This window comes from bacterium, from assembly GCA_016699045.1.
GTDB lineage: Bacteria > Babelota > Babeliae > Babelales > RVW-14 > AaIE-18.
Genome location: CP064957.1, coordinates 857,779 through 882,333, shown reverse-complemented (window position 1 = coordinate 882,333; position 24,555 = coordinate 857,779). Strand labels below are relative to the sequence as shown.

Sequence of the window (24,555 nt, the reverse complement as noted above, 5' to 3'; positions counted from 1 at the left end):
AGGTTTATTATTCTTTTGCTTGCGCAATTACCGTATTGTTCAACATTTTAAGCGTACGATTCCAACGAACATGCTTTGTCCAAAAATCTAGTGGGTGCTTAACCAAGTCAAACAACCAAAAATCTTCTTCGCTATCAAGCGAGAAAAGAACAAAACTTGCACGACCACGAATATACTTTTTATGCAATGGACCCCAGTAGCGGCTATCTTCACTATTTTTTCTACTATCGCCCATGGTCCAATACATATCTTTTGGCAACGTAAACGGACCAAATGTATCGCGACTGAAAAATTCTTTATAACCAACTTTCATATCATAATTTGGCGTGTATGGCTGATACAAAACAGGCTGGCCGGTGTGTGAATCACACACAATGTTTTTTTGAATAATTTCATAAAACGGCTGTGCTTCGTACGGCTTGGTTGGCACATAGGTATAGCGCAATTCATGCGTCCAGTGTCTACGCAAAAAGCCAGGAACCATAAACGGCCCAACGTTATCTAAATTAATAAAACCTTTTTCTTTGCGCATGGCAATGAGTGGATATGGATTTACATACGGCTCATCTAATTTTTTTCCATTCAAATAAACAGCTGTCTTCCCATCTTCAACACGACCTTCAACCGTATCGCCAGGAATCCCAATAACACGTTTTACCACATTAATCGGGCCGGCATGTAAACCAAGAAGCGGGACCGGCAAACCAACAAAACGCTGCCACAAATATTGAATGGTGCTCGAGCGATCGTAAATATGGCGAGGGTCATCAAAAATAACCAACTCACCGCGCTGAATCGGATGAAAATAATAGGCCATTTTATTGCCCCAAATTCGATCGCCAACCAAAATGTTTGGCTCGGCAGAACCGGTGGGCACATGATAAGGACTAAAAATAGTATGCCGTAAGATAAATGCTAAGACCAAGGCAACAACAATTGCTTCTACCCACTGCTGCAAAATTGGCTTAGTTATTTCATGCAATTCTTTATAAATTTTGGCAAAACGTTTTACTTTTTCTCGAGCCACCGCTATATCAGCTGTTACTGAAGAAAGTTCGTTTTGTAATTCTTGTGAGAGAATATCTGCTTGCTCAAGCAACTGTTTACCGTTACGACACTGTTCATCGTTACCTTGTACGCACCACTTTGCAACTTTTTTTTTAAAAAAATCTTTCTTGCTTTGATACTTACCATTAGTAGCTGTAAATTTTTTTCTTAAGCTTTCTATCATAATCATCAACCTAACTTTTTATGCGCCTTTAGGAACTTTTAACCGTCAGCCACATCTCTTCAAGTTTTTTGCGTGGCGTATCGTTATGCAATAATTGAAGCTTAGCAAAGATATCGTCACTTGGGAAAAAATGCTTATTCTGAGAAAATTCTGGGTCTACCAAATCATAAGCAAATCGATTGGGTGGGTTGTAACCATAATATTCGGCATTGTACGCAGAAATCTTTTTGGTCAACATAAAATTAATAAACAAATGTGCCGCATCAACTTTTTTAGATTCTGCTGAAATACAATAACCTTCCAGCGTAAAAATGCTGCCTTCGGTTGGAATCTGAAAACCAATATCGTCAGAAACGGCATACACTCGACGAATATACTGGTTCGGCGTAATGGCAACCTGAAAAACATCCGCGAGGAAAAAATAGCGCAAATCTTGATGAAAATAACTTTCTGCCCATTTTTTTTGGTTAAGTAACAAGTCTTGAATCTTTGCAATACGTTCGTCTGTAAAGTCTTGCGCATGCTCATGGCCAAATAAATAAAAGCCAGCAAAGCAACTCATTTCACGCGAGTCTTCAAGAACCGCAATTTTATAATCTGATGTTATTAAATCAGGATGTACCGATTGAGACGGTTTTTCAAAAATTAATGAAAGACTAATTTTTTCCGGCTCTTTGGAAAAAATACTTTTTTTATAAGCAATACCATAAGGCGCCCAGCAACCTGGCATCGAATAAATATTACCAGGATCACAAAAATGATTCATCAAGCGCGGATCAAGCTCTTCTTTGACTGGCAGCTTGCTATGATCAAGCCGCATTAAAAGATTTTCTTTACGCAAAATATCAATCATATACGCACTTGGTATTACTACATCGTAACCTTTGCCTCGTGTTATTTTAAACTTTGCCAAAAGTTCTTCGTTGCTATCAAAATATTTTAAGCCAACTTTAATGCCATAAAGCTGCTCAAATTCTTGTATCGTTTCAATCGCTATCATGTCGGCATAGCTATAGATATACAACTTATTGTCGGCCATAAAAAATTCTTGAACGTGGGGAATATATAAAAAGAATCCAATAACTACCAAGTAACCAAAAGTAATAAGAGAACGGATACCCCATTTTCTTAACAACACAGGATCAAGAGTGAAATATTTATTCATGACCAAGCACCTGATCGGCAACGCCACATGCACATAAAAGCAAGACAACCACACTGCTGACAATTAAAAAACAAGCAGAAAGCGCATTAATCGTTGGATCTATCCCTGCGCGCGCTAACGAATAAATGTAAACCGAAAGCGTTTGCACTGATGGATTAGAACAGAAAAATGCAATCAAGAAATCATCGAGAGACAAGGTAAAAACTAATAATGATGAAGCAAGAAGCGATGGCCTGAGCAACGGAATATAAATTTTGCGCAACGTCTGGCCATAGGTTGCCCCAAGATCGAGCGAAGCCTCAGTCAAATAAGGATCAAGTTCTACAAAACGAGCTCGCACAATCGGCACTACAAAACCAAGCCCCAGCAAAGTATGCCCGGTAATTAAACTGCCATAACCAAGTGGAATATTAAAAAAAACAAAAACACTCAACAAGCCGATAGCCATCACAATTTCTGGCAACAAAATGTTGGTGTAAAAAATATTAAACAAGAAGGGCGTCTTCCACCAACGACTTGCCAACACAAAACAAGTGCCCAGCAACACGCTCAAAAATGTCGCGCTAACCGCAACCACAAAAGACACTTGTAATGATTCTAATAAATCAGCATTCTTAAAAAGTTCTTGGTACCAACGCACGGTAAACCCAACCCAATGAGAAGAAACTTCAGAATCATTAAAGGAAAAAATTGCTAAAACAATGACCGGCAAATATAAAAAAACATACGCCATCGCAACAAAAATTGGATGCAAAAAGCGAAAGAAGAAGCGTCTATTTTCAACCATTGTCCACATCCTTCATAAAATCTGTATACAACGCATACGCAACACGCTGAAATTTTTTGTGCAGGGTATCGAGACAATAAGCCAAAAATATCATCGTCAACGGAAAACTCACCATGACCAACGCCAAAGCAGCACCCGCTCGCCAATCACGCGATATTAAAAAGTTATTAACAATGATGTTGCCTAAAAAAATTGTCTTCCCGCCACCAAGCAATGTTGGCACTGCAAACTCACCAAATGAAGGCAAAAAAACCAGCACAAATCCGGCATAAACACCCGGCAATGATTGCGGAAACACTACGCGGCGCAGGGTATCAAAACGACCAGCTCCAAGGTCTGCAGCTGCTTCCAACAAGCGTTTGTCCATACGCTCAAGAACGGTAAAAATTGGCAATATCATGAACGGCAAATAAACCGATACCATACCAACAATAACAGAAAAATAACTATTGGTCAGGTTAATCGATTGCGGCAAAAGACCGGTCCAATAAAAAAATTGATTTAAAAAACTATTTTTATCAAGCAAAAACATCCACGCATAAATTTGTACAATCAAGCTGGTCCACGATGGTAAAATTAATGAAAAAAGCAAAATCGTACGAAAACGCTTTCTTACTTTTAATGCTAAAAAATAAGCAACCGGGTAAGCAATGGCAAAAGAAATCATAGTCGTTGTAAATGCTACGCTCAATGAATTTAAAAATACTTTGAAATACACAGCAGAAAAAATATCACGATAATATTTGAGTGTGAAAGTAAAAGTCCCCGTCGCTTCAGCATAATCACAAAAACTATACAAAACGAGTAATGCCAACGGCAAATATAAAAAGAAAAATTGCCACAACAAAACAGGACACGCTAGGAAATAAGAAAATTCTTCAGCAATCAATACACGCAATCGTTTCATTAATACTCCAATAATCCAACGTTTTCTTTTTGAAAGTATAAGTAAACTTCATCATCGTAATCAATCGTTTCTGTTGGAAAATGCTCGTCATTTTGTTGAAAAACCATCAAGCGTTGTCCACTGTCTACCACCACGCGAAAGGCAGTTGAGCGACCATAATAAATCAAATCGATCACTTTGCCTTTAACACAATTCGAAAAACCTTCATTAGGCTTTTTGGTGATATAAATTTTTTCTGGTCGAATATTCATAAGCAAGCGACAACCAGAAATCAGCCATGGTTTTTCCAAAGGAAAGTAAACTGAAAAAGTACCTAAGCTATCAACATTAACAATCTGTTTGCCGTCAATAACATGATAGGTACCTTCAATAAGATTAGTACTGCCCACAAACGTTGCGACAAATCGCGAGGTTGGAAATTCATAAATTTCTTTAGGTTTACCAATTTGCTCAATGCGTCCGTTGGTGCTCATGATCGCCATTTGGTCGGCAACCGTCAGCGCTTCAAATTGATCGTGCGTAACGTACACAAAGGTTGTTTTAAGCTTGTCTTGCAAGTCAATGAGCTCAAGCAACATCTTTTCTTTAAGTTTAAGATCAAGCGCTGCTAATGGTTCGTCGAGCAATAAAACTTCTGGCTTGTTGATAACAGCCCGCGCCAAAGCTACACGTTGCTGCTGCCCACCCGAAAGACTGCGTGGGTATTTATTTTCATGACCAAGTAACCGCACAATAGCCAACGTTTCGGCAACACGCTCCTGAACTTCTTGGTTCGGCACACCCTTGACGCGCAAACCAAAAGCAACATTTTCAGCAACGGTTAAATGAGGAAACAACGCGTATTGTTGAAAGACGGTATTCACACGACGCTGATTGATGGGCACATTGGTAATGTCTTCGTCTCCCAAAAATATTTTACCAGAATCGACCGTTTCAAGGCCAGCAATAAGACGCAACAACGTGGTTTTGCCACAGCCGCTGGGCCCCAGCAATGCAAAGAATTTACCAGCGGGAATCTCGAGCGAAAGATTATCAATAATAACTTCGCCATCATAATATTTGGTTACAGATTCAAATCTAATGCGTCTCATCTATCGCTCACCTTTTAATCAAAAAGATTACCTGATCACTTTTTTGCTTTGCCAAGTTTCGCTTTACCAAACAAGGCAGGAATAACAACGTCGGCCAAGGTACATGGAACCAACACTACAACGATCATGTACAAGAATACAAAACCCATGCGCGTCCACCAGTCATGAAAACCAAAGCTAACCAAATATAAAATTGACGCCATTGAACTGATGAAAATATGAAAAAAATGAAAACTTACTGAATAAAAAACTTGGCGACTGCGCTCATGCCCACTCATCACCCAACCATTGATAATACCAACAATCAAGAATGGCAGGACGGTATCCAAATGCTTCAAAAAGCACCAGTGAAAGTGCATTGGCAAATTAATAAACTTACCACCAAGGTAGGGCAGTATTGCATCGGACATGGTACAAAATACCGCCGGCACACAAAAACCAACGACCATGCCGCCCAGCGTACTTTTGGAATATTTGCGAAACATCAAAATAGTTCCCGTACCGGCAAACAACAAATGCAGATAATGGAAATTATGAAATAATTTGTACGCAATTGAATGATGCCCGCTCACAGCTCCTTGGTCGCCAGAAATTGAAATCAAGCTTAAAAAAACCATCGACAATGCTACCGAAAAAATGGCAAACGGAAGATGACACAAAATCTCTTCCCAAATCGTGTGATGATGCTCTAAAACGCTATGGTCTTTCGTACCATTTTCTAACTCAGTATGGTGGTGGTCGTGTTTCATGATGATAGCTTTCTCATTACTCATTTTTGACATATGTTAATAGCTCAAAATTCTTTGCTTTTATGCGCTTTAAAGATAGCTCTAAAAGGCCTAGAGCGCAAATAAAACAAGGAGATTTATGATATCCTATAAAAAATGAATGTAAAGAATAGTCATTAAAATTCAAAAAGAAAGATGTTTCTATTTGTCACTCTGGCAATCTATACCAGCACAACGGCCTACACGCTCTCAAATACGCTTTTCTCTTCTTTTAATTTTTAGCTTGAATTATACTCCGAAACGCGTATTAAATGAGAACGTGCACGAAAACTGTATGGTGTTATTTTTTATGAAAAAGGTCATGAGTATGTTAATGAAAAAATGTCTTTTGCTCGTTCTTTTTGTTGTGTCGACCAACGCTGTTCACGGAATGGGAAATTGGCTGGAAAACTACTGGGCAAGTAGGCAAGCTGCTCGCATTGAAGCCTATCGAAAAGAAAAAGCTCAAGCAAAAATAGCAGCGCTTGAAAAAAAAAGAGCCGACGCCGAAGAATCTTTTTACCAAAATTTGAAGCCTGCAACAGCGTGGTGGCCCGATCTAAGCGATATAGAACGATATCGTCACGACGAATGTATCCAAGCTATTGAAAGAAAATATGGCATCAGCGGCGATATTTTTAGGGCCTCAGACTTAGTTAAAGAAGCGTATACCCAGATGCTTATCTACTTTCTTAGACACCACGTCGCGGGCGATGACCAGGTAACTATTGTGACCGACAACTACAAAACTATTTCGCTCAATCTCGACAAGCAATCACTAAAAAACCTTGTTCGCTATGCTCATGAGTATTTCTGGCAACGGCATGGATTTCTTTATGAATTTATTTTTGATCAAGTCGCATCGGACTATGAACAATTTATTGAACACATTATTATCAAAAAAAAATCGAGCAGTTTTAAAAAAGTTCCGAAAGATCTGATCCCCGAAACTTTCCATAGCTTATTATGTTTTTGGTTTCTTAAAATAGTTGCTCTTCAACTCGATAGTCCCGACCTTGAAAATTGCGCTGGTTCGTTTTGCTGTTAGTAAAATAAGCAGTAAAAAAGTGAAAGGTTTTTCGTTTATGCTTACATTAGTTGCATTATTGTTGATCATCTCAAACTCGCTGTACGGCGCCGCAGGTAAGGAAAAAGAAGAGGCCAAAGAAGTAAATGATTCAACTCAGTCCGCCAATTTCCTTCTTGCTTATTGGGCAGATCCAGAGGATATTGCACAATACGGACCAAGCGTTAAAAAACGCTATGACGATTCATTGATTGGTTTTCTTAAAGAACATGCAGCAGGCAATCAAACTATCATTATTCAAACCTGGGCTGATGAACAATACGAACTAAACAAGGTCTGTATCGCAACGTTATCAACACTTGTCAGCTTTGCATCTCGCGAACTTTATGAAAGAAGTTGTGCGTATAAGAACAAAAACCCCCTGATAAAAAGCTACCTCACCTTTATTGCCAAAACTATGTTTGATGAAGAGATTGATGGACAAACAATTATACGCAACAACTACCATCAAACGCTGCTCCACATGCTACCAGGACTCGCCAACAAAATCGCGAAGGAAAGACAGACTGAGGAATATACCTACGATGACGATGAAGCAATCGAAGGAATTGAAGCGTTATTCTTTATATTCAAACGTGTTTTAGGAGGTAGGTAATATTTTTACGTGAGGCGGTGCCGTTGGTGGTAACGAGCGCTATTGAAGCCCAACTTGCAAATGAACATGCTTAAATTTTGCGAGATCGATAATCGTGCCGACCATGGGATTTTGCTCAACAATCGTCACGCGATCAGTTGGTAAGCGTGGGCCATCAAGCCCCACCACCTGAACCTGAACACCTGAACGTTTGAAAAAATCTTGCGCTTGATCAAGTGGCAAACCAACAACATTGGGCATGATCACTAATTCATCATCACCAGCAGAAATATACGCAATCATTTTAAGTCGCTCAAGTGGCTGGCCCGGCGTTACTGACTGCGCAAAACAGAGATTTTTTGGATAACGACTTTTGAGCTGAATTTGCTTGGTCGCAATTTTTAAATGAGCAGCATTGCGTTCAATCGTGCTACTATCTTTATGAAAAAAATCAGGCGCCAGTATTTTTTGCGGAGCCTTGGCAATCGTCACAAAAATCGATTGTTGCGGCCGCACGCGCTGATACGCTGCCGGCACCTGCTGTAAAATAGTCCCTTCAGGAAATTGTTCATCTTCTTTTTCCGCACGCAAACGCATGGCCATGTTGTGGCGCGCCAAAACGCCGACCGCCTCTTGCACCGTCAAGCCCATAATGCTAGGCACCTCAACGCTTTTTTTTTGCATATAAAAATAAGCACCGGCATAGCCAACCATAAAAAATAGAAAGGGAACTGCCCACATTGCATAAGAAATTTTTTGTAGAATCTTCATGATTTACTCACTCAACCGTAACCGATACCCAAAAAAAAGAGCCGCACTGAGTGCGGCACATTTAAACATACATAATTCTTCTGGGTTTGCTTGTAAGCTGGATTCTGTACTTTTTACACAGCGAACTGTGATCAAAGTGGCAACCATCTATCTAAGCGACGTACCCGCAAATATGTAAGAACAAGAAACTTGTCATTTGCTGCTCTGTCTTGCTCCAGGTGGGGTTTGCCTCGAGAATACATTACTGCATTCAAGTGTGCGCTCTTACCGCACTGTTTCACCCTTACCCTCAAGCTACCTCAAAGGCGGTTTATTTTCTGTGGCACTTTCCGTGAACTTACGCCCCCCTCACTTGAAACCATGTTCTCGTGAGACACCTCTCTTGTTTGGAGTCCAGACTTTCCTCTCACGTGCAAACAATGTCTGCAGCAAGCGATTGCCCCACATACCCAAAAGAACAACATATGTTACTGAAAGTGTAGCAGAGATCTTCATAAAAGTAACCAGCAAGCTCACATTATGGCCTAAAATAAGCTTTTTTATAACAAATTGGTCGGTAATCAGGGCGATAGTCACAAGCAACGGGACGGCCAGCTCGCCAGAGCCGCGGACCATTTTTTTGATAAAAATGACCAAGGCAAAGAGCGGCAACAAATACAAAAGAGCCACGCCAAAGCGCGCGTGTAAAAAGCAATCTTCCAATAAAAAAAAGATCAATGCCAGCCACCATTGCACACTCAGTTCTTTGTTGTTGTAACAATGAAACGAGACTCTAAAAAGATGTACCAAAAGACTTGAAACCAACCATTGCTGGACTAACGCAAAACAAAAAAAATCAACGAAAAAAAAGAGTAAAAACAGCATAATTACTACTCAATTCAAAAATGACACGGCTCCCCGAACTTCACAATGTGCAGCGTCTTGCAACGCAACACTTCAGCACGAGTCTGCCATAATTCTTGCAAAAGAAGTAGCGGTCCTTCAAAAAGATCTGAACCAGATTTAAAAGTGCCCCAGTGCATCGGAATAAAATGACGCGCACCCAAATCTAAAAATGCTTGCACCGCCTCATGCGTGCTGACATGCGAACCTTTCATAATATAGCGCGGCTCGTTGGGGCCGATAGGCATTAGCACTACATCAATCATTTTAAAATACCGCCCGATCAGCGCGAAGTGCGAGGAGTAGGCCGTATCTCCCGCAAAATAAAGCGTAAAATTTTTATAGGTAACCATCCAACTTGCCCACAAAGCTTTGTTTAAATTGAAGGCATGGCGCGCCGACCAATGAGCGGCCGGCAGACAATGAAATGAAATATTAAGCGCACTCAAGACCTCCATCTCCCACCAATTTTTTTCAACAACGTTGGTAAGGCCCCACTGCTCCAGCAAACGCTTATTGCCAAGTGGCACCAGAATGGTGGCGTTATGATCACGCAATGCCTGCATGCTGCGCTTGTCTAAATGATCTTTGTGGTTATGAGAAATTAAAATATAATCGATACGCGGTAACTGCTCAATTGTCAAAGCTGGAGGCATCAAGCGACGCGAGAATGCTGAAATTTCAAAAAAAACGGGGTCCGTTAAAATGTTCAGCTCGCCAATTTGAATCAAAAAAGTAGCATGTCCTATCCAGGTAATAATGGGCTCAATACTGCGCCCTTGTGGCATACCCTCGTGGCGCCAGGCCACCAAGGCGGGAATCATATCTTTTTTAAACTGCCAAATTTTACTTTTAAGAAAATGGAGAGCCGTACGAGCAATACTCAGAATGTGCTGCCAGATACTTTCTCGACGATGATTATAAAATCTTCGCCACCAACGATGCGGTTTAATCTTCACAAAATCCCATCATTTAACAAATGGTCGCCGAACCTAAACAAATATCGTGCTGATAAAAAACGGCAAACTGACCAGGCGCAATTCCTTGATCTTGTCCATCAATAACAATCTGAGCTTTTGTTTGGTCCTGATCAAGAAAGGTGACCGAACAACCGTATTCAAGCTCACCATGACGCAATTTAAGTGTCAGCCCGTCGAAACACGCCGGCTTGCCGGAAAGCCAATTAATATGGCTCACGTCAAACTGATTACGCAGTTTTTCTGGATCGTGATACTGTCGCGAAATATAGACAATATTTGCTACCGTATCTTTTGAAACAACGTACCACGGCCCACCCGAAAGGCCTATACCTTTGCGCTGGCCGATAGTGTAGTACCAAAAACCTTCTTGCTCGCCAATTTTTTCATTCGTTTCAAATTCTATCAAATCGCCTTTTTGAATACCAAGATGATGTTTAACAAAATCACTAAATTTTATTTTTCCCAAAAAACAAATACCTTGGCTATCTTTGCGACTTTGGGTTGGCAAAGCAAACTGTTCTGCCGCTGCGCGCACTTCGCTTTTGAGTAAATGGCCGATGGGAAAAAGAATGCGTGACAACTGTTCTTGGTTTAATTGGGACAAAAAATAAGTCTGATCTTTAACCGGATCTTTGGCTTTTTTAAGATACGTTACGCCAGCAATGGTCTCAACCTGTGCATAATGCCCAGTCGCAACTTTTTCAAAACTTGAATCAAGTGTGTCAAAAAAGGCACCAAATTTAATAAGTTGGTTACACATCAAATCTGGGCTTGGCGTGCGACCAACTTTGACTTCGGCCAACGTATACGAAACCACCTTGCTCCAGTAAGCTTCTTGCAATGGAACGACTTCTAACGGGACATCAAGCTTTTCACAAACAGCGCGGGCGTAGGCAAGATCCTCTTCCCACGGACAGTCACCCAAATACGCCAGCTCGTCTTCAAGCCAGATTTTAAGATAAAAAGCAGTAACGTCGTGACCTTGTGCTTTAAGCAGCGCAAGTGCAACAGAGCTGTCTACTCCACCAGAAACTAAAACTGCAATTTTCATACCGTCATAATCCGTTAAATATGCCCCCTGAGAAACTTATTACGCTTTCAGGTTATCATAAAAAACATTTTAATTAAAGACACGGCTAGAATTAGAAAAGTCTTTAATTGGGTCTGGCGATGAATTTTGCTACCGCCAGACCTTGTAAAAAATCTTAAACAAATAAACTGGCAATGGCCGCATTAAGCAAATTGGTTAGCATACCACCCAAAAGCGCCAGCAAACCAAGCTTGGTCAGCATCGTGCGTTTTTCAGGACAGATAGCACCAATGCCGCCAATTTGAATACCAATGCATGAAAAGTTTGAAAAGCCAGCAAGCGCATAAGTCATAATAGCGCGAGAACGCTCAAGCATTTCAGAACCGGTAAATGTTGCATAGGCAACAAATTCATTAATAACCACTTTTTGACCAAGCAAGCTTGCAGCCAATGAACGATCTTCTGGCGCAATACCAAGAAAGAACGCAACAAAGTAAAATGCTTTTGCAAAAATATCGTTCAACGACAAACCAACAACTGACGTCAAAATGGTATTCACAAGCGCCATCAAACTAATAAAAGCAATAAGCATAGCGCCAACATTAACAGCCAAATTTAAACCATCGGTAGTACCACGTGAAATAGCATCAAGAGAATTTTTGGTTTCTACTTCAAGTTTGATTACTTTGCCACCCATCGTCTCTGGCATACCGGTCTCTGGTATCAAAATTTTAGCAATCAAAACAGCACCAGGAATGGCCATGATCGTCGAAGAGAGCAAGTGCTCGATTGGTACACCCATACTGCCATAAACAGCCAACAGCGAACCACTCAAGTGCGACATGCCACCAACCATAACCAGTAACATTTCTGATGAGGTCATTTTTGGCAAATAATGTTTGATGAGCAATGGCGCTTCAGTTTGCCCAAGCATACTGTTGGCAGCAACTGAAAGCGTTTCGGCGCCCGAGGTGCCAAGAATTGGTCGAATAACAATCGCCAAGCCTTTAACAAAAATTTGTACAATGCCAAGATGGAACAACAACGCCATCAATGCACCAAAAAAGATAATGGTCGGAATAACTTTGATCGCAAAAATCATGCCCCATGGGCCTTGGATATCTGCCAAATTGCCAAACACAAAACGTGCACCTTCATCGGCAAAATGATACAACGCCTCAAAGCCATGCGAAATGGCCAAGAAAATACTTCTACCAACAGACGTATTTAAAATAAAAAAAGCCAGCACAAACTGCATGAGCAGGGCGCTAGCAACAAGGCGCGGATTAATTTTTGTTTTATTGTTCGAAAAGAGAAAGGCAATGCCGATGATAACAAATATGCCGATAATACTGATATAATGATTATCTTTCATCAAAAATTCAACAATATTAAACATAAAAAATCCTGTCGAAAAAAGGTGAGTAAAACAGTTACGCAAGTTTGGGTACTATACCCGAAAACGTTGAAACCTTCTACAAAAGATTACAGGATTTTATTCGATAGAACTTTTCTTGCGTCGCTGTTCACGATCCCAGTCGATCAGCGGCTCAAGTAAGTCATTAAGATCGCCTTCCATCACTAAATCAAGCTTTTTAAGCGTAACATCAATGCGATGGTCGGTTATGCGATTTTGTGGAAAATTGTAAGTGCGAATTTTTTCTGAACGATCGCCAGAACCAATTTGCTCTTTTCGTTGCGCACTCATTTCTGCATCGCGGCGCTGACGCTCAGCTTCATAAATACGAGATTGCAGCACTTTCATAGCGCGCGCTCTATTTTTAATTTGAGAACGCTCATCCTGACATGAAACAACAACGCCGGTTGGTATGTGTGTAATACGCACGGCCGAATCGGTTGTGTTAACATGTTGGCCACCGGCACCCGTTGAACGATACACATCGATCCGCAAATCTTTTTGATCAATGTTAACTTCGATATCTTCAACTTCAGGCATTACCGCAACGGTAACCGTCGACGTGTGGACACGCCCAGCGGTTTCAGTTTTTGGTACGCGCTGCACACGATGCACGCCAGACTCGTGCTTAAAATATTTATAACCGTTTTTACCTTTGACGTGAGCAACAATTTTGCTGTACCCGCCAATGTCGGTATCGTTTGCTTCAACAACCGACATAGTCCAATGTCGACTCAGAGCATAGTTAGAATACATACGAAATAAATCAGCAACGAAAAGCGCCGCTTCTTGTCCGCCGGCGCCTGCCCTGATTTCTAAAAATACCGAACGGCTATCACGCTCATCTGGTGGATAAAGAATATCCTCCAATTCCTTGGTCAGCTCCTGGACTGCTTTTTTAGAAGATTCTATCTCTTCCAAATACAATTCTTTAAGCTCACCTTCTTCGCCCGCGGCTTGCTGTTCATTATCCGCTATGGTTTTTTCAAGTGCTTCAATTTCTTTATGCAGTTTAAGCAAGCCAGAAAGTTGCGAAGCACGTCGTTGCATTTCTATGCGCTCTTTTGGCGCAACCGACGAAGAAGAAAGTTTGTCTACAAGCAGATCATATTCTGCTTGTATGATATTCCAGTCCAACATATAAGCGTAATACTCTTAACGTTTCTTGTTTGATTTGACAGAAGAACCTTGTTGGAATTTTTGTTGAAACTTTTCAATACGACCAGCGGTATCAACAAATTTTTGTTCGCCCGTAAACAACGGATGGCATTTTGAACAAATATCAACAGACAACTCAGTTGAGGTGGTAATTGTTTGGAATGAACTACCGCATACGCAATGAGCGCTTACTTCGTAAATTTCTGGGTGAATACCTTTTTTCATGATGATCCTCGTTTTATATTAAAATACCTTTTTGCTGATGTTTATTTTTAAGCGCATCAATTAGTTGGACGGGAGCAGAATCCACACCCCGTTTTAAAGCCAGATAATATGAGGCACAATCAGCCCATAAAACCATATTAAAAAGCTGATCACTCAAAGTATCGCCCAAAATAGGCGGTTTGTAAAGATTAACCCCATGTTCCTGCATAAGTTCTTCAGTCGCGCCAATCGCTTTTTTGAGGTTTTCTGGCAAAAAATGAGTGTAGAAAAATAGAACACATGGGGCTTTTTTTACCTGCGTAAAGCCAACAATGAGGTTGTGACACAGCTCTGGGAAGGCAGAACTTACTGGATGAACCTTGCTATTTTCATTAAATTGGGTCTGGGCCCGATACGCAAATGCCTCACTATCGCCACTCACGCCCCAAATATGAAAAAATTCATCATCCTGCACCTGGGCAAAAAAATCATCAAAATAAGCACTATTGGTCAACTTTGGCAAATTTTGCTGCGCTTGCTTTTTAAAACCCTCAGCCATAGCCTTGCCATTTTTTAGAAAGCCACCAAATTCTAAAAGGGTCATAATAAAGCCTAAAAAGTTACCTAAAGCTGACCGCGGCGTCTTAGAGGCAGGGACGATTGCGTATGGCAAACCATGCTTTTTAGCTAACTCAAGGGCTCGTCCACCATGCGTAATAACAACAGTAGGAACCTTTTTTTCAATAAGTTGATGCAAAACATCAAGCGTTTCCCAGGTATTGCCAGAATATGAAATAACAAGAGCCAGAGTCGTTGAATCCAGGTAAGCCGGCACCATCGACGTGGCAATAACAGTTGATGTAACGCCTTCGCGATCTAAAAATGTTTTGAGCATGCGCCCAGCAATCCCCGAGCCACCCATCCCCACAAAGGCTATATTGTTACTATTTTTTGGCAATACATCAGCAAATTGCTCAATAAATATTTGTGCACAAGCAATACCATCGCTCAATTTTTGTTGCCACAAGCGGACTTCTTCAATCATATCCCACCTCAAATGTTTACCTTACCAAATAAAAAGAGCCCTCGTTGTCGAGAGCTCTTCGTCTTATTTTTAACAAGCACTCTTTTTATGCAAAACCAAGTTCTTTCATTAAATTCAAGCCATCTTGCTTAATATGCTCATGCTTGGTATTAGCAACCAACTGCTTAAGTTCGCTCACGGCCTCTGTTCGGTTGCCAAGTTCATTCAAACATTTTGCAACATGTAGTTTAGCGTATGGATAATTTTCAGCATCTTTTTCATCACACAATTTAAACATAGCCAACGCTTCGTCATAGTTCTTTGAATTAATCAATGATTGCGCATAATTATAGCACAACCCAATATCGCCGTTGCTACGCTTAAATGCATGGCCAAAATTTTCAGCTGCTCTGCTAAAATCACCCAAACTATAATACGCACCACCCAACAATACAGCCACGTCTTGATAATTTTTATCAAGCGGCTCCAACAACTGCGCTGTGCGTTGATAATTGCCAATACTATAAAATGAGGTAGCGCACAAATATTGTACATCTTGATCACTATAGTCACCACGCAATGCTGCTTCAAAAGCTTCCGCAGCTTCAGTCATGCGATTTTGCTGTTGATATATTTTACCCAAACTAATGTTTGCTCTGCTGTAATACGGACGCAGTTGCAGGGCTTGTTTAAAGCATAATTCAGCTGCTTCAAGATTGTTGGTGGTATAATGCAAAATACCAAGATTATTGAAAAGCTCTGGATGTCCTTCGCCAATTTCAATTGCTCGACGATAATTTTCAAACGCTTTATCGTTATCACCCATATTTTGATAAATTGAACCTAGGTTGATGTGAGGCTCTGCGTACCAATCATCACGCTTAATTGCCATATTAAAAGCTTCAATTGCTTCAGCAGCTTTACCAACGGTATAAAGCGAAGTACCAAGATTATTGAAACAACGAGCCTTGCCAGACTTTTCACTCGCGTCTTGCCAAAATGCTAACTCTGAGCTCCACACCAAGTTTCTTGTTTGTGTTGCATAACCCATTAATAAAACAAAAACACTGACCATGCCAATACTATATTGATGCATTTTTTCTTTGGTCAACGAACTTGTTGCCATTTTAACAAGATAAGCCAGACCAACTGCAATCAAAAGCAGCACACCAAACGAAGACAAATAGGTCTTATAATCACATACTAATTCTGTTGAAGGGAAAATACTTGCACGAAGTGCAATACCAACAAAAAACCATGCCACACAAAAACTAATAACATTTGTTTTCTCTTGCCACCACAAACGCACAGCAACACAAATCATTGAAAGTAAAATAATAAATGGCACAACAACATCAACACTGAAAACACTTTTAGAAATGCGCACATCGTAATCAAAACACAAACCAAATGGCCAAAAGAAAATTTTGATGTAATGCAAAATAATCTTAAATTGAGAAATAAAGTAAGGAAACAGCGTAATACGTTCGGTTACTGCTTCAGTCAACACATTGCCACGATTGTTGGCCAACGGCGTTACCGTTACTGATGCAAGGTAGTTAGTTTTAATAATATTAAATTTAACCAACAGGCCAATCATCACCAAAAAGTACATGCCATGAATATACCAACGACTTACAAATTGTTGCCAATCACCTTCTGCCAAAAAGAACCAATCAAAAAGAGCGATGAGTACTGGCAAAACAACAATCGCTTCTTTAGTCCCAACCCCAAAAGCAAGCAGCACATACGACAGTACATACCAGCCAATTTGTGCAGATTGAGTCTTTGCTTTAACCGCCAACACAAATGTCAATAACACAGCAAACGTGAAAAGGACCACCAAGCCTTCTAGTCGCATTTGTGTGACATACGTTGCTGTTTGTGTTTGCACAGGATGTAGTAAAAACAAAGCACTGACCAGCGTTGCAAGTAAATAAGCATTACGTTGTAAAAAATCATTCTTTTTCAAATCTTTAAATACCATTGATACCAAAGCAAATATCATTAGCCCAATGGTAATATGCATAAAAAGATTAAAGCTGCGATAAGCAAATGGCTCTGTTTGCCAGTAACGATAGGTAAACTGATTTAAAACACGAGAAACCCACCGTGAATTAGCAAAAAATTGCTCCGCAGGATTGAAAACACGAACATAAAAATATTCAACAATTGTTGGCAAATCGTCAAAAACAAATCCATACCACAATGATGATTTATAAAATAAAAAAGTTACAAACGCCAAAAGCGTTGGGATAATTACCGAAGGCTGCAAAATCCATTTTTGTAGAGTTTCAAAACTATTCGTTTTTTGCATTTTTTCTCCTTTTTTCTAACAACTCTTCATTCATTACGCAACGGATGTAGACATTTGTTTTACCGCTGTTTTAAAATCACTCAACTTCACCGAACCATTACCTTCTATCATTTTCTCTTGTAAAGACAACCGTGCAAGCTCTGTATTAACGGCATTTTTAAAATTATCATCAGACTTGAGCGTAAGTAATTCGTTTAAATATCCCTTGGCATGGTCTTCTTGCTTAAGCATCTCAAAACATTTAGCAACTCTAAAAAATGCTTGTGGCAATGGATCGGAAAAAGTAGTCGATTTTTTAAACAAGTTTAATGCTTTGTCATAATCTGCCTTGCTAAAATGTGTTTCTGCTAAATTGTACACATAGCGCTTGTCAAGCGGATTACTTTTTACCAAGCGTAAAAATATAGACTCAGCTTTATCAAACTGATTTACCATAAAATAGGCATTGGCCAAGTTAAATAACACTTGTTCATTTTGCATACCACGCGCCCACGTTGTTTCAAGAGCCTTTACCGCCTCGTCATATTTTTGCAATTTCAAGCCCATCAAACCAAGCTTGAAGAAAACTTCAGGAACGTCTAAATCACCCAACGTTGCTTGCTTTAAATGGTGCCACATTTTTTCTTCATTATTTTTGACTTCGTACATCCGTGCAAGATTGTAGTGAGCCTTGCCATAATACGGACGCAAATAAAGCGCAAATGTCAACGCACGTTCAGCATCTTCAAATTCTTCTTTTTGTAACAATAATGACCCGATATTGTTGTACGCTTCAGCATAATTTGGACAAATTTGAATAGCAGCTCGCAATGACTCAATCGCTTTATCTATCTCACCCTTCATTGAATAAGCAACGGCAATATTACTCAGTGGATCTTGATAATGTCGATCCATTGAAATTGCTTTTTTATAAGCAACAATTGCTTCATCAAGCTTTTCAACTTCTGAATAAGCAACACCAAGATTGTTATGTACTCGCGCTTTGCCAGGAGCTTTTTTTGCGTTATCTTCCCAAAAATCAACCGCAGAACGCCAAATTTGATTACGCAACACCGTACCCACGCCGTACGGCACACTCACAAGAGCTAACAACACAAAATAAACATGTGCTTCACGCGCATAACTTTTTTGAGCAAATTGTTTAAAAAAATAAGCTGATCGTATGAACGCACAAAGTTTATTAAGTACATAAATCAATCCAACACTCATAATAAAAAGCACGCCAATTGAAGCAAGATAGGTCTTATAATCACAGACTAATTCTGGCGAAGGAAAAAAGGTAGAGCGTGGAGCAAGCGCAATTAAAAACCATGTAATACCAAATGCCATAAATGTATGCCGTTTTTTTATCGTTGCCCATAAAACATACAAACCAAGGGCTAACAATGCTAAAAATGGAAAAAGGGCATCAATTGCCAAAAATCCTTTTACTAACTTCCAATCATATTCAACACTGATGCCAATCGGCATTAGGAAAATAAATATGTAATGCAAAATTACTTTAAATTCAGAAATAAAAAACATGTAGGGCGTAATATCATCCAATGGCTCAACTGTTAACACATTTCCACGATTATTAGTGGTAGCAGTATCAAGCGAGACAACTTGCTTAGCAAAACCAACGCCCAAATAATGCATCATCAAACCGATAATAAAAACGGTAAATAATGCGTGCACCCACAAACGCGTTTTAAAACTTGACCATTTTTGTTGAGCAACAAAAAACCAGTCAGTGATCAGCAACAAGAACGGCAACACAATAACAATTTCTTTGGTGCCGCACGAAAAAAAGCCAATAATCAGCGAAAGCGCCAAGAAGGACCATTTTTGTATTTGACTTTTCGTCGTAAATGCCTGCACAAAAAGGGTTACTGTTGCAACAATAAATAATGTTGCCAAACCTTCAATACGCGCTTGAATTACATAACTTACTGTTTGCGATTGAACAGGATGAAGCAAAAAGAGTGCAGAGGTTGTTGTGGCAATCAACAGTGCATTGTCATGCAAAAATCCTTTAATTTTGCGACTCAGACTCAATACCAAAAAGAACACAAAAACACCAGTTGCTACGTGAATTAAAACGTTAAAAAGACGATACGAAAAAGGATCAAATCGACCAATTTGAAAATTAAGCGTATTCAACCAATCACCAAACCAACGAGAGTTGGTCCACCAACGGCCCAATGGATTGTCAAAGCGAATAGCAAACTTTTTAGTAATGTTGGCAATGTCATCAAATTGAAAGGGGTAGCTGAGCGATGGCGCATAAATAATAAGTGTCAAAATGCTCAGAACAGCAGGGGGAAGAATTTTTTCCCATAACGTCAATTCGCGCTCACTTGCCGCCGTACCGTAGGCGGAGCCGCTAACTTGATCAACAATATGATCATTTTTCTTTTTCTTCTTCATCATCGCATCTTCTCCTTGTTTTTCTCAAGCTCTTCATTCGGGTCATTGCTCTCTACCGAAAATTCTAATCCAAAAAAAGAAGATGTCGAATAAAAATAAGATCTGTATTATTTTCAAGATATTTGACCATCAAGCTAAACTTGCTTAATCTTTGAGTTTTGATGGTATTGTGCGACATTTTGAATTTTTAGGGTATGACAATGGTATCACCACATTTTTTGGGCTTGATCAATGAACTAGCTCTACTCTTTCCAATCTTCCTTCTTGTTTTTACCTTTCGTGGTTTTTTCAAAGCACTTATGGCTTTTATGATGGGCGATAACACGCCACAACGCCACGGCTTTTTAAGCTTGAATCCTCTGGTTCATCTTGATATTGTCGGCATGAGTATCTTTATTATTTTATTTTTTTTAATTGGCAGTATCTTATCTGGTTCTATTCAGCGCCAATTATTACTTTTTATGTTACTCGCTCTTGGCGTGCGCTGGACTATCGATGTTCCTATTGATGACAGCAATTTCAAACATTACAAATTTGGTGGCATCATGACCTGCTTGGCTGGCTCCATTGGAAATTTCTTGCTTGCTTTTGTTGCGTTGGCATTTTTACGCTTTATACCTTTTAGTAACCTGCCTCCCTACGCTGCCTTAACATTTTTAGAAATTTTAAATGGCATCATCGATATTGGTATTTGGTTTGGCGTGCTCGATTTAGTACCAATCCCACCATTTGATGCGGGATACATTTTTTACTATTGCTTGCCTTACAACAAGCGCTTTATCATTTCGTGGCTTGAAGAATATTCTCTCATTATCATTATGATACTGTTTGTGGTACCAATCGTAAGCCATGTGTGGTGGGGGCTTCTTTCTGTCGCAAGTAACTTTATTAAGCAAGGTATGTTTCGTCTGTTATTTTAGGAACAATTATGTTGAATCCAAGCGTAGGTTTTTTTGCACAACTTGCAATTATGCTTCCTGCTTTTTTAATTTCTTTGTCGGTACATGAATGCTCACACGCACTAGCAGCAACGTTGCTGGGCGATAATACTGCCCGCCGCCAAGGCCGCCTTACCCTCAATCCACTCGCACACATCGATCCAATCGGATTACTTTTTTTAATGGTTTTTAAAATTGGCTGGGCCAAGCCGGTTATCTTTGATCAGCGTAATTTTAAACATCCCCGCTTATACGCCATCTTGACTGCACTTGCTGGACCACTCTCAAATTTCGCGCTCGCACTGATGTGTTTTTATATGTTGGCTTATTTTCCAACGGGATTCTTTTCAATCGCAATTGGTTTAACATTCATTCAAATTATTCAGGCAACAGCGTATGTTAATCTTATGCTGGGCGTTTTTAATATGCTGCCCATTCCACCACTTGACGGCAGCCATGTCATTATCGCATTACTCATGAAACACCACCCACACCTTGTTACCTTGCTTTATGAGTATTCAATTTTTTTCATTTTATTTATATTTTTATTACCACAAACGCGCACTCTTCTGGTACAATTGATCATTATTGCCGAAAACGTATTACGAAGCTTGGTGTTTTAACCTACAAAGTGAATCACATGAGTATTAAACAAGATGTATTCGAATTTTTGAAACAAGGCACCATTCAAGTTACGCCTGAAGAAGATTTCAAAAAAAATTAGCTAAAAATAAACCACTCAGAATTAAGCTTGGCGCCGACCCAACCGCTCCCGATCTTCATTTGGGCCATGCGGTTGTTTTAAATAAAATGCGTCAATTTCAAGATTTAGGACATACGGTTATTTTTTAATTGGTGATTTTACCGCTCGCATCGGCGACCCTTCAGGACGTTCAAAAACACGCCCCGCGATGACAGAAGAAGAAATTAAAAAAAATGCTCGTACCTACTTGGAACAAGTCAGCAAAGTACTTGATCCGGAAAAAACCATTATTTGCTATAACTCAGAGTGGCTTGGCAAACTTAACCTGGTCGACATGATTAAATTAGCAGGACACGTAACCCTTGCCCGAATTATCGAACGTGAAGATTTTCAAATGCGTCTTCAAGAAAAAGTGACCATCGGTTTCCACGAATTATTTTATCCTATTTTTCAAGGATATGATTCCGTTGCACTTGAAGCAGACGTTGAATTAGGCGGCACCGACCAAACATTCAACTTGTTAATGGGCCGACACTTGCAAGAACAATATGGCCAAGAAGCGCAAGTTATCATGACATTGCCATTACTTGAAGGACTTGATGGCGTAAAAAAAATGTCCAAGAGTTTAGGTAACTACATTGGTTTGTGGGAACCTGCTCAGCAGGCGTTTGGCAAACTTATGTCCATGTCTGATCAATTGATGTGGCGTTACTATCTTTTGTTACTCGACAAAACTGAGCACGAAATTGCTCAACTACAACAGGACGTTCAACAAGGAACTTTGCATCCCATGAACGTAAAAAAACAAATGGCGTTCGGCATTATTAAGCGTTATTGGAGTGAAGCTGAAGCACAAGAAGCCCAACAAAGCTTTGAAAATCTTTTCCAAAAACAAGATTATTCTCAAGCTCAGGAAGTCCAATTGCTCGATAAATTTCCAGATCCAGTTTGGATTGTAACATTGCTCAAAGAACTTGGCGCACTAACCACCTCATCAGAAGCCAAGCGATTGATTGAGTCCAATGCTGTTCATGTTGATGGAAGCATCATCAATGATTTTAAAGCAGAGATTTCGTGCACGGCAGGAATGATTATTAAAGTTGGTAAACATCGTATTTATAAAATATCATAAAACTTAAAACATCAAGGACAAACAAAATTATGATCAAAAAATATGGTTATTTTTTTATGGCAGCTTTTTTTGCAACCTATTCACAAGGATCACTACAAGCAACCGCAAAAAAACCTGCAAAAGCACCTCAAGATCTTTACCGCAATACTCCACTACATCTTGCATGCGCACGCCCAAATGAAGGCGAGGTCGAGATGTTGTTATTTCTAAACAAAGATGATATCTACGCAAAAAATATCTCACAATCACAACCAATTCATCTCGCTTGTTTTTCAGGCAATGCTAATATTGTTAAGCTTCTCATAGAATCAGATACTCAGCTTAATGAAGTTGATGGCTCTGGTAGAACGCCGCTCATGATTGCTCGAGAACGCTACGAAAGCTATATGCTTTATCAAACCGTACTTTGTAAAACAGAAAATGGCAGAGATGAGATACGAGTACCGTCGAAATATAATCAAGAAATGGCAAAAAAATTTAAGACCATTATCGATTTGTTAACAACAGCACTAGACCAAGAACTAGCTCAGTTAGCACAAGAACTAAACCTCGATTAATTTTTTATTAAAAAAATCAATGCAACTCAAATAATTTAAAAATTTGGGTTGCATTAACCAACCACATTCGATACGCTTTTTTCTGTTGTTATTCCCCCAAAAAGAACGGAGAAAAAGATGAAGAATATAAAACAATCATTGTTGAGGATTGTGCTCTCGCTAGCATTTTTTCCTCCTCTTGTTGGCGTAGAAAAAACGGCCCAGGAAGTTTTTGGCGATTTATTTTTAACACAAAAGATCTATGCCGACTGCAATCTAACAACCATGAGCACCCAGCTCAATGACGATTTTGTCAAAGCATTTGAGCATCAATGCGAATGTAACGCTGTCACACTTAACTCAGCCTATCCATTTATTACAAGACTCACCGGACAAGATGGCGTTCCTTTTGATCGACCCATCAATCCTATTTTTTATAATAACTTATCAACAATCTATCACTATTTAGAAAACAGCGACCCCGCACTTATTGATTTTTTACAAACATTACACATGTCAACGCCTGAAACATTGATGATTGAACATGATACACATGGAGCAGAACTTGCCGTAGAAAAATATTCTATTCTTTTTGAGATGTTTTTTGCACAATCATCTACACATGCACAAAAGACATATTCCCTTGCTGCAGCAAATCGCATCTTTGAATTATGTTTTGGGGTCAACACATTTAATATGTGTTATCGAGCTTATCTTAATACATGGCAATATTCGATTTTGCGTTTTTTTTACGTTGGCATGTGGAAAAATTTTTCTGTTGAAAGCTGGCATTGTTGGCATGAAAATTGCATCAACGAACTGAAGCAAAAAGCAGCAGAAAATAAAAAAATTATATATATCCATGGCGGCTATGATATCTGCCAGCTTTTACGCTCAGGCATTTATAGTTTTACAATCATCGATCTCTTTCTTAATCAGCATGAAAATGCAAAAACCGAATGGCTCATTAAGAGTGATCAAGATAATCTTGGCATTGGCGACAAACTTATTTTTAAATGGGAAGATAAAACACTAACTCTTGAACGAAAATCGATTGAAACGGCTGATACTTTTTCTTTACATACCCCCAACGAGCAAAAGCTTGAAATGATGGCCAGTGTAACAACGTGGACAGTCACGAACGACACTCAAGAAACATTGGGCCTTATAAAATTTGTTCGTCGACCATTAAAAAGTGCTGATTTTGAATATCACAAAAATAAAATTATTCTCATGTCTTTTGACACTCTTTTCCACACAGCAATTCCTGATTTTCTTGGCGGCTATGGGATTGATGTAAAAAATTTAGATCCTCATATTTCTCTTGCAATCAAACAACTGCGCGCACCCGTAAGCAAAGAAGTGATGCTTAATATCCGCATCGCAACACTACTAAACTTAAGCGATCTTCAATTTATTTCACTGGGCAACACTAGGTCATAATT

Annotated in this window: 22 protein-coding genes, 1 other RNA gene and 1 pseudogene; 7 read left to right on the top strand and 17 right to left on the bottom strand. The window is 39.6% G+C overall.

Annotation, left to right across the window (positions count from 1 at the left end; all coding sequences use genetic code 11):
- Nucleotides 1–7: 7 nt before the first annotated feature.
- Genes lepB through IPF37_03915 form a run of 6 tightly spaced genes read right to left on the bottom strand, consistent with a single transcriptional unit; the run spans nt 8 to nt 5,954 of the window.
- Complete coding sequence (gene lepB / locus IPF37_03940; GenBank protein ID QQR48687.1) at nt 8–1,231, bottom strand: signal peptidase I; 1,224 nt, start codon at nt 1,229–1,231, stop codon at nt 8–10.
- Between the two features lie 28 nt (nt 1,232–1,259).
- Nucleotides 1,260–2,396, bottom strand: coding sequence for a spermidine/putrescine ABC transporter substrate-binding protein (locus IPF37_03935; protein ID QQR48686.1), 1,137 nt, complete (start codon nt 2,394–2,396; stop codon nt 1,260–1,262).
- Nucleotides 2,389–3,183 carry an ABC transporter permease gene (locus IPF37_03930; protein QQR48685.1) on the bottom strand — a complete coding sequence of 265 codons (795 nt, stop codon included), beginning with the start codon at nt 3,181–3,183 and terminating at the stop codon, nt 2,389–2,391. Before IPF37_03930 ends, IPF37_03935 begins: the two co-directional genes overlap by 8 nt.
- Nucleotides 3,176–4,090 (bottom strand): ABC transporter permease, encoded by a 915-nt coding sequence (locus tag IPF37_03925; GenBank protein ID QQR48684.1) that lies wholly within the window; start codon nt 4,088–4,090, stop codon nt 3,176–3,178. Before IPF37_03925 ends, IPF37_03930 begins: the two co-directional genes overlap by 8 nt.
- Nucleotides 4,090–5,181 (bottom strand): ABC transporter ATP-binding protein, encoded by a 1,092-nt coding sequence (locus IPF37_03920; GenBank protein ID QQR48683.1) that lies wholly within the window; start codon nt 5,179–5,181, stop codon nt 4,090–4,092. Before IPF37_03920 ends, IPF37_03925 begins: the two co-directional genes overlap by 1 nt.
- 35 nt (nt 5,182–5,216) lie before the next feature.
- Entirely contained in the window at nt 5,217–5,954 is a 738-nt protein-coding gene (locus IPF37_03915) for a hypothetical protein (GenBank protein QQR48682.1), read from the bottom strand.
- A gap of 328 nt (nt 5,955–6,282) precedes the next feature.
- Between IPF37_03915 and IPF37_03910 the strand changes: the two genes are divergently transcribed.
- Nucleotides 6,283–6,996, top strand: a complete 714-nt coding sequence (locus IPF37_03910; GenBank protein QQR48681.1) for a hypothetical protein — start codon at nt 6,283–6,285, stop codon at nt 6,994–6,996.
- A 37-nt stretch (nt 6,997–7,033) separates the two neighbouring features.
- Entirely contained in the window at nt 7,034–7,630 is a 597-nt protein-coding gene (locus IPF37_03905; protein QQR48680.1) for a hypothetical protein, read from the top strand.
- Between the two features lie 39 nt (nt 7,631–7,669).
- Here the strand turns inward: IPF37_03905 and IPF37_03900 are convergent, their stop codons facing one another.
- The 11 genes from IPF37_03900 to IPF37_03850 all read right to left on the bottom strand — a co-directional run bounded on the left by IPF37_03900 (nt 7,670) and on the right by IPF37_03850 (nt 19,804).
- Nucleotides 7,670–8,380, bottom strand: coding sequence for a PASTA domain-containing protein (locus tag IPF37_03900; protein QQR48679.1), 711 nt, complete (start codon nt 8,378–8,380; stop codon nt 7,670–7,672).
- Between the two features lie 77 nt (nt 8,381–8,457).
- Nucleotides 8,458–8,832: RNase P RNA component class A (rnpB, locus tag IPF37_03895), an RNA gene on the bottom strand.
- Nucleotides 8,833–8,897: 65 nt separating this feature from the next.
- A complete protein-coding gene (locus tag IPF37_03890) occupies nt 8,898–9,140 on the bottom strand; it encodes a hypothetical protein (GenBank protein QQR48678.1) in 243 nt (80 codons plus the stop codon).
- 118 nt (nt 9,141–9,258) lie between these two features.
- A complete protein-coding gene (locus IPF37_03885) occupies nt 9,259–10,221 on the bottom strand; it encodes an MBL fold metallo-hydrolase (protein ID QQR48677.1) in 963 nt (320 codons plus the stop codon).
- A 13-nt stretch (nt 10,222–10,234) separates the two neighbouring features.
- On the bottom strand, nt 10,235–11,293 hold the full coding sequence (gene mnmA, locus IPF37_03880) for a tRNA 2-thiouridine(34) synthase MnmA (GenBank protein ID QQR48676.1): 1,059 nt from the start codon (nt 11,291–11,293) through the stop codon (nt 10,235–10,237).
- Between the two features lie 154 nt (nt 11,294–11,447).
- Nucleotides 11,448–12,647: a NupC/NupG family nucleoside CNT transporter gene (locus IPF37_03875; protein ID QQR49849.1), complete on the bottom strand. Its 1,200-nt coding sequence runs from the start codon at nt 12,645–12,647 to the stop codon at nt 11,448–11,450.
- 120 nt (nt 12,648–12,767) lie between these two features.
- Nucleotides 12,768–13,829 (bottom strand): peptide chain release factor 1, encoded by a 1,062-nt coding sequence (gene prfA, locus IPF37_03870; GenBank protein QQR48675.1) that lies wholly within the window; start codon nt 13,827–13,829, stop codon nt 12,768–12,770.
- A gap of 15 nt (nt 13,830–13,844) precedes the next feature.
- Complete coding sequence (gene rpmE / locus IPF37_03865) at nt 13,845–14,072, bottom strand: 50S ribosomal protein L31 (protein QQR48674.1); 228 nt, start codon at nt 14,070–14,072, stop codon at nt 13,845–13,847.
- A 13-nt stretch (nt 14,073–14,085) separates the two neighbouring features.
- Nucleotides 14,086–15,096: an SIS domain-containing protein gene (locus tag IPF37_03860; protein QQR48673.1), complete on the bottom strand. Its 1,011-nt coding sequence runs from the start codon at nt 15,094–15,096 to the stop codon at nt 14,086–14,088.
- 85 nt (nt 15,097–15,181) lie between these two features.
- On the bottom strand, nt 15,182–17,392 hold the full coding sequence (locus IPF37_03855; GenBank protein QQR48672.1) for a tetratricopeptide repeat protein: 2,211 nt from the start codon (nt 17,390–17,392) through the stop codon (nt 15,182–15,184).
- A 33-nt stretch (nt 17,393–17,425) separates the two neighbouring features.
- Complete coding sequence (locus IPF37_03850; GenBank protein ID QQR48671.1) at nt 17,426–19,804, bottom strand: tetratricopeptide repeat protein; 2,379 nt, start codon at nt 19,802–19,804, stop codon at nt 17,426–17,428.
- Nucleotides 19,805–19,995: 191 nt separating this feature from the next.
- Between IPF37_03850 and IPF37_03845 the strand changes: the two genes are divergently transcribed.
- From IPF37_03845 to IPF37_03825, 5 genes and pseudogenes are all read left to right on the top strand, one after another.
- Nucleotides 19,996–20,721, top strand: coding sequence for a site-2 protease family protein (locus tag IPF37_03845; GenBank protein QQR48670.1), 726 nt, complete (start codon nt 19,996–19,998; stop codon nt 20,719–20,721).
- A gap of 8 nt (nt 20,722–20,729) precedes the next feature.
- Nucleotides 20,730–21,362: a site-2 protease family protein gene (locus IPF37_03840; protein ID QQR48669.1), complete on the top strand. Its 633-nt coding sequence runs from the start codon at nt 20,730–20,732 to the stop codon at nt 21,360–21,362.
- Between the two features lie 17 nt (nt 21,363–21,379).
- Nucleotides 21,380–22,574: pseudogene (locus IPF37_03835) on the top strand (tyrosine--tRNA ligase).
- A 29-nt stretch (nt 22,575–22,603) separates the two neighbouring features.
- Nucleotides 22,604–23,131, top strand: coding sequence for an ankyrin repeat domain-containing protein (locus IPF37_03830; GenBank protein ID QQR48668.1), 528 nt, complete (start codon nt 22,604–22,606; stop codon nt 23,129–23,131).
- Between the two features lie 117 nt (nt 23,132–23,248).
- A complete protein-coding gene (locus IPF37_03825) occupies nt 23,249–24,553 on the top strand; it encodes a hypothetical protein (protein ID QQR48667.1) in 1,305 nt (434 codons plus the stop codon).
- Nucleotides 24,554–24,555 lie beyond the last annotated feature (2 nt).

Excerpts from the sequence above, each read along its gene's own strand:
- IPF37_03860 (QQR48673.1), bottom strand. The coding sequence starts at position 15,096 with ATGATTGAAGAAGTCCGCTTGTGGCAACAAAAATTGAGCGATGGTATT.
- prfA (QQR48675.1), bottom strand. The coding sequence starts at position 13,829 with ATGTTGGACTGGAATATCATACAAGCAGAATATGATCTGCTTGTAGAC.
- lepB (QQR48687.1), bottom strand. The coding sequence starts at position 1,231 with ATGATAGAAAGCTTAAGAAAAAAATTTACAGCTACTAATGGTAAGTAT.
- IPF37_03915 (QQR48682.1), bottom strand. The coding sequence starts at position 5,954 with ATGAGTAATGAGAAAGCTATCATCATGAAACACGACCACCACCATACT.
- mnmA (QQR48676.1), bottom strand. The coding sequence starts at position 11,293 with ATGAAAATTGCAGTTTTAGTTTCTGGTGGAGTAGACAGCTCTGTTGCA.
- rpmE (QQR48674.1), bottom strand. The coding sequence starts at position 14,072 with ATGAAAAAAGGTATTCACCCAGAAATTTACGAAGTAAGCGCTCATTGC.
- IPF37_03935 (QQR48686.1), bottom strand. The coding sequence starts at position 2,396 with ATGAATAAATATTTCACTCTTGATCCTGTGTTGTTAAGAAAATGGGGT.
- IPF37_03910 (QQR48681.1), top strand. The coding sequence starts at position 6,283 with ATGAAAAAATGTCTTTTGCTCGTTCTTTTTGTTGTGTCGACCAACGCT.
- IPF37_03920 (QQR48683.1), bottom strand. The coding sequence starts at position 5,181 with ATGAGACGCATTAGATTTGAATCTGTAACCAAATATTATGATGGCGAA.
- IPF37_03930 (QQR48685.1), bottom strand. The coding sequence starts at position 3,183 with ATGGTTGAAAATAGACGCTTCTTCTTTCGCTTTTTGCATCCAATTTTT.
- IPF37_03845 (QQR48670.1), top strand. The coding sequence starts at position 19,996 with ATGACAATGGTATCACCACATTTTTTGGGCTTGATCAATGAACTAGCT.
- IPF37_03900 (QQR48679.1), bottom strand. The coding sequence starts at position 8,380 with ATGAAGATTCTACAAAAAATTTCTTATGCAATGTGGGCAGTTCCCTTT.
- IPF37_03840 (QQR48669.1), top strand. The coding sequence starts at position 20,730 with ATGTTGAATCCAAGCGTAGGTTTTTTTGCACAACTTGCAATTATGCTT.
- IPF37_03825 (QQR48667.1), top strand. The coding sequence starts at position 23,249 with ATGAAGAATATAAAACAATCATTGTTGAGGATTGTGCTCTCGCTAGCA.
- IPF37_03905 (QQR48680.1), top strand. The coding sequence starts at position 7,034 with ATGCTTACATTAGTTGCATTATTGTTGATCATCTCAAACTCGCTGTAC.
- IPF37_03855 (QQR48672.1), bottom strand. The coding sequence starts at position 17,392 with ATGCAAAAAACGAATAGTTTTGAAACTCTACAAAAATGGATTTTGCAG.
- IPF37_03875 (QQR49849.1), bottom strand. The coding sequence starts at position 12,647 with ATGAAAGATAATCATTATATCAGTATTATCGGCATATTTGTTATCATC.
- IPF37_03830 (QQR48668.1), top strand. The coding sequence starts at position 22,604 with ATGATCAAAAAATATGGTTATTTTTTTATGGCAGCTTTTTTTGCAACC.
- IPF37_03925 (QQR48684.1), bottom strand. The coding sequence starts at position 4,090 with ATGAAACGATTGCGTGTATTGATTGCTGAAGAATTTTCTTATTTCCTA.
- IPF37_03850 (QQR48671.1), bottom strand. The coding sequence starts at position 19,804 with ATGATGAAGAAGAAAAAGAAAAATGATCATATTGTTGATCAAGTTAGC.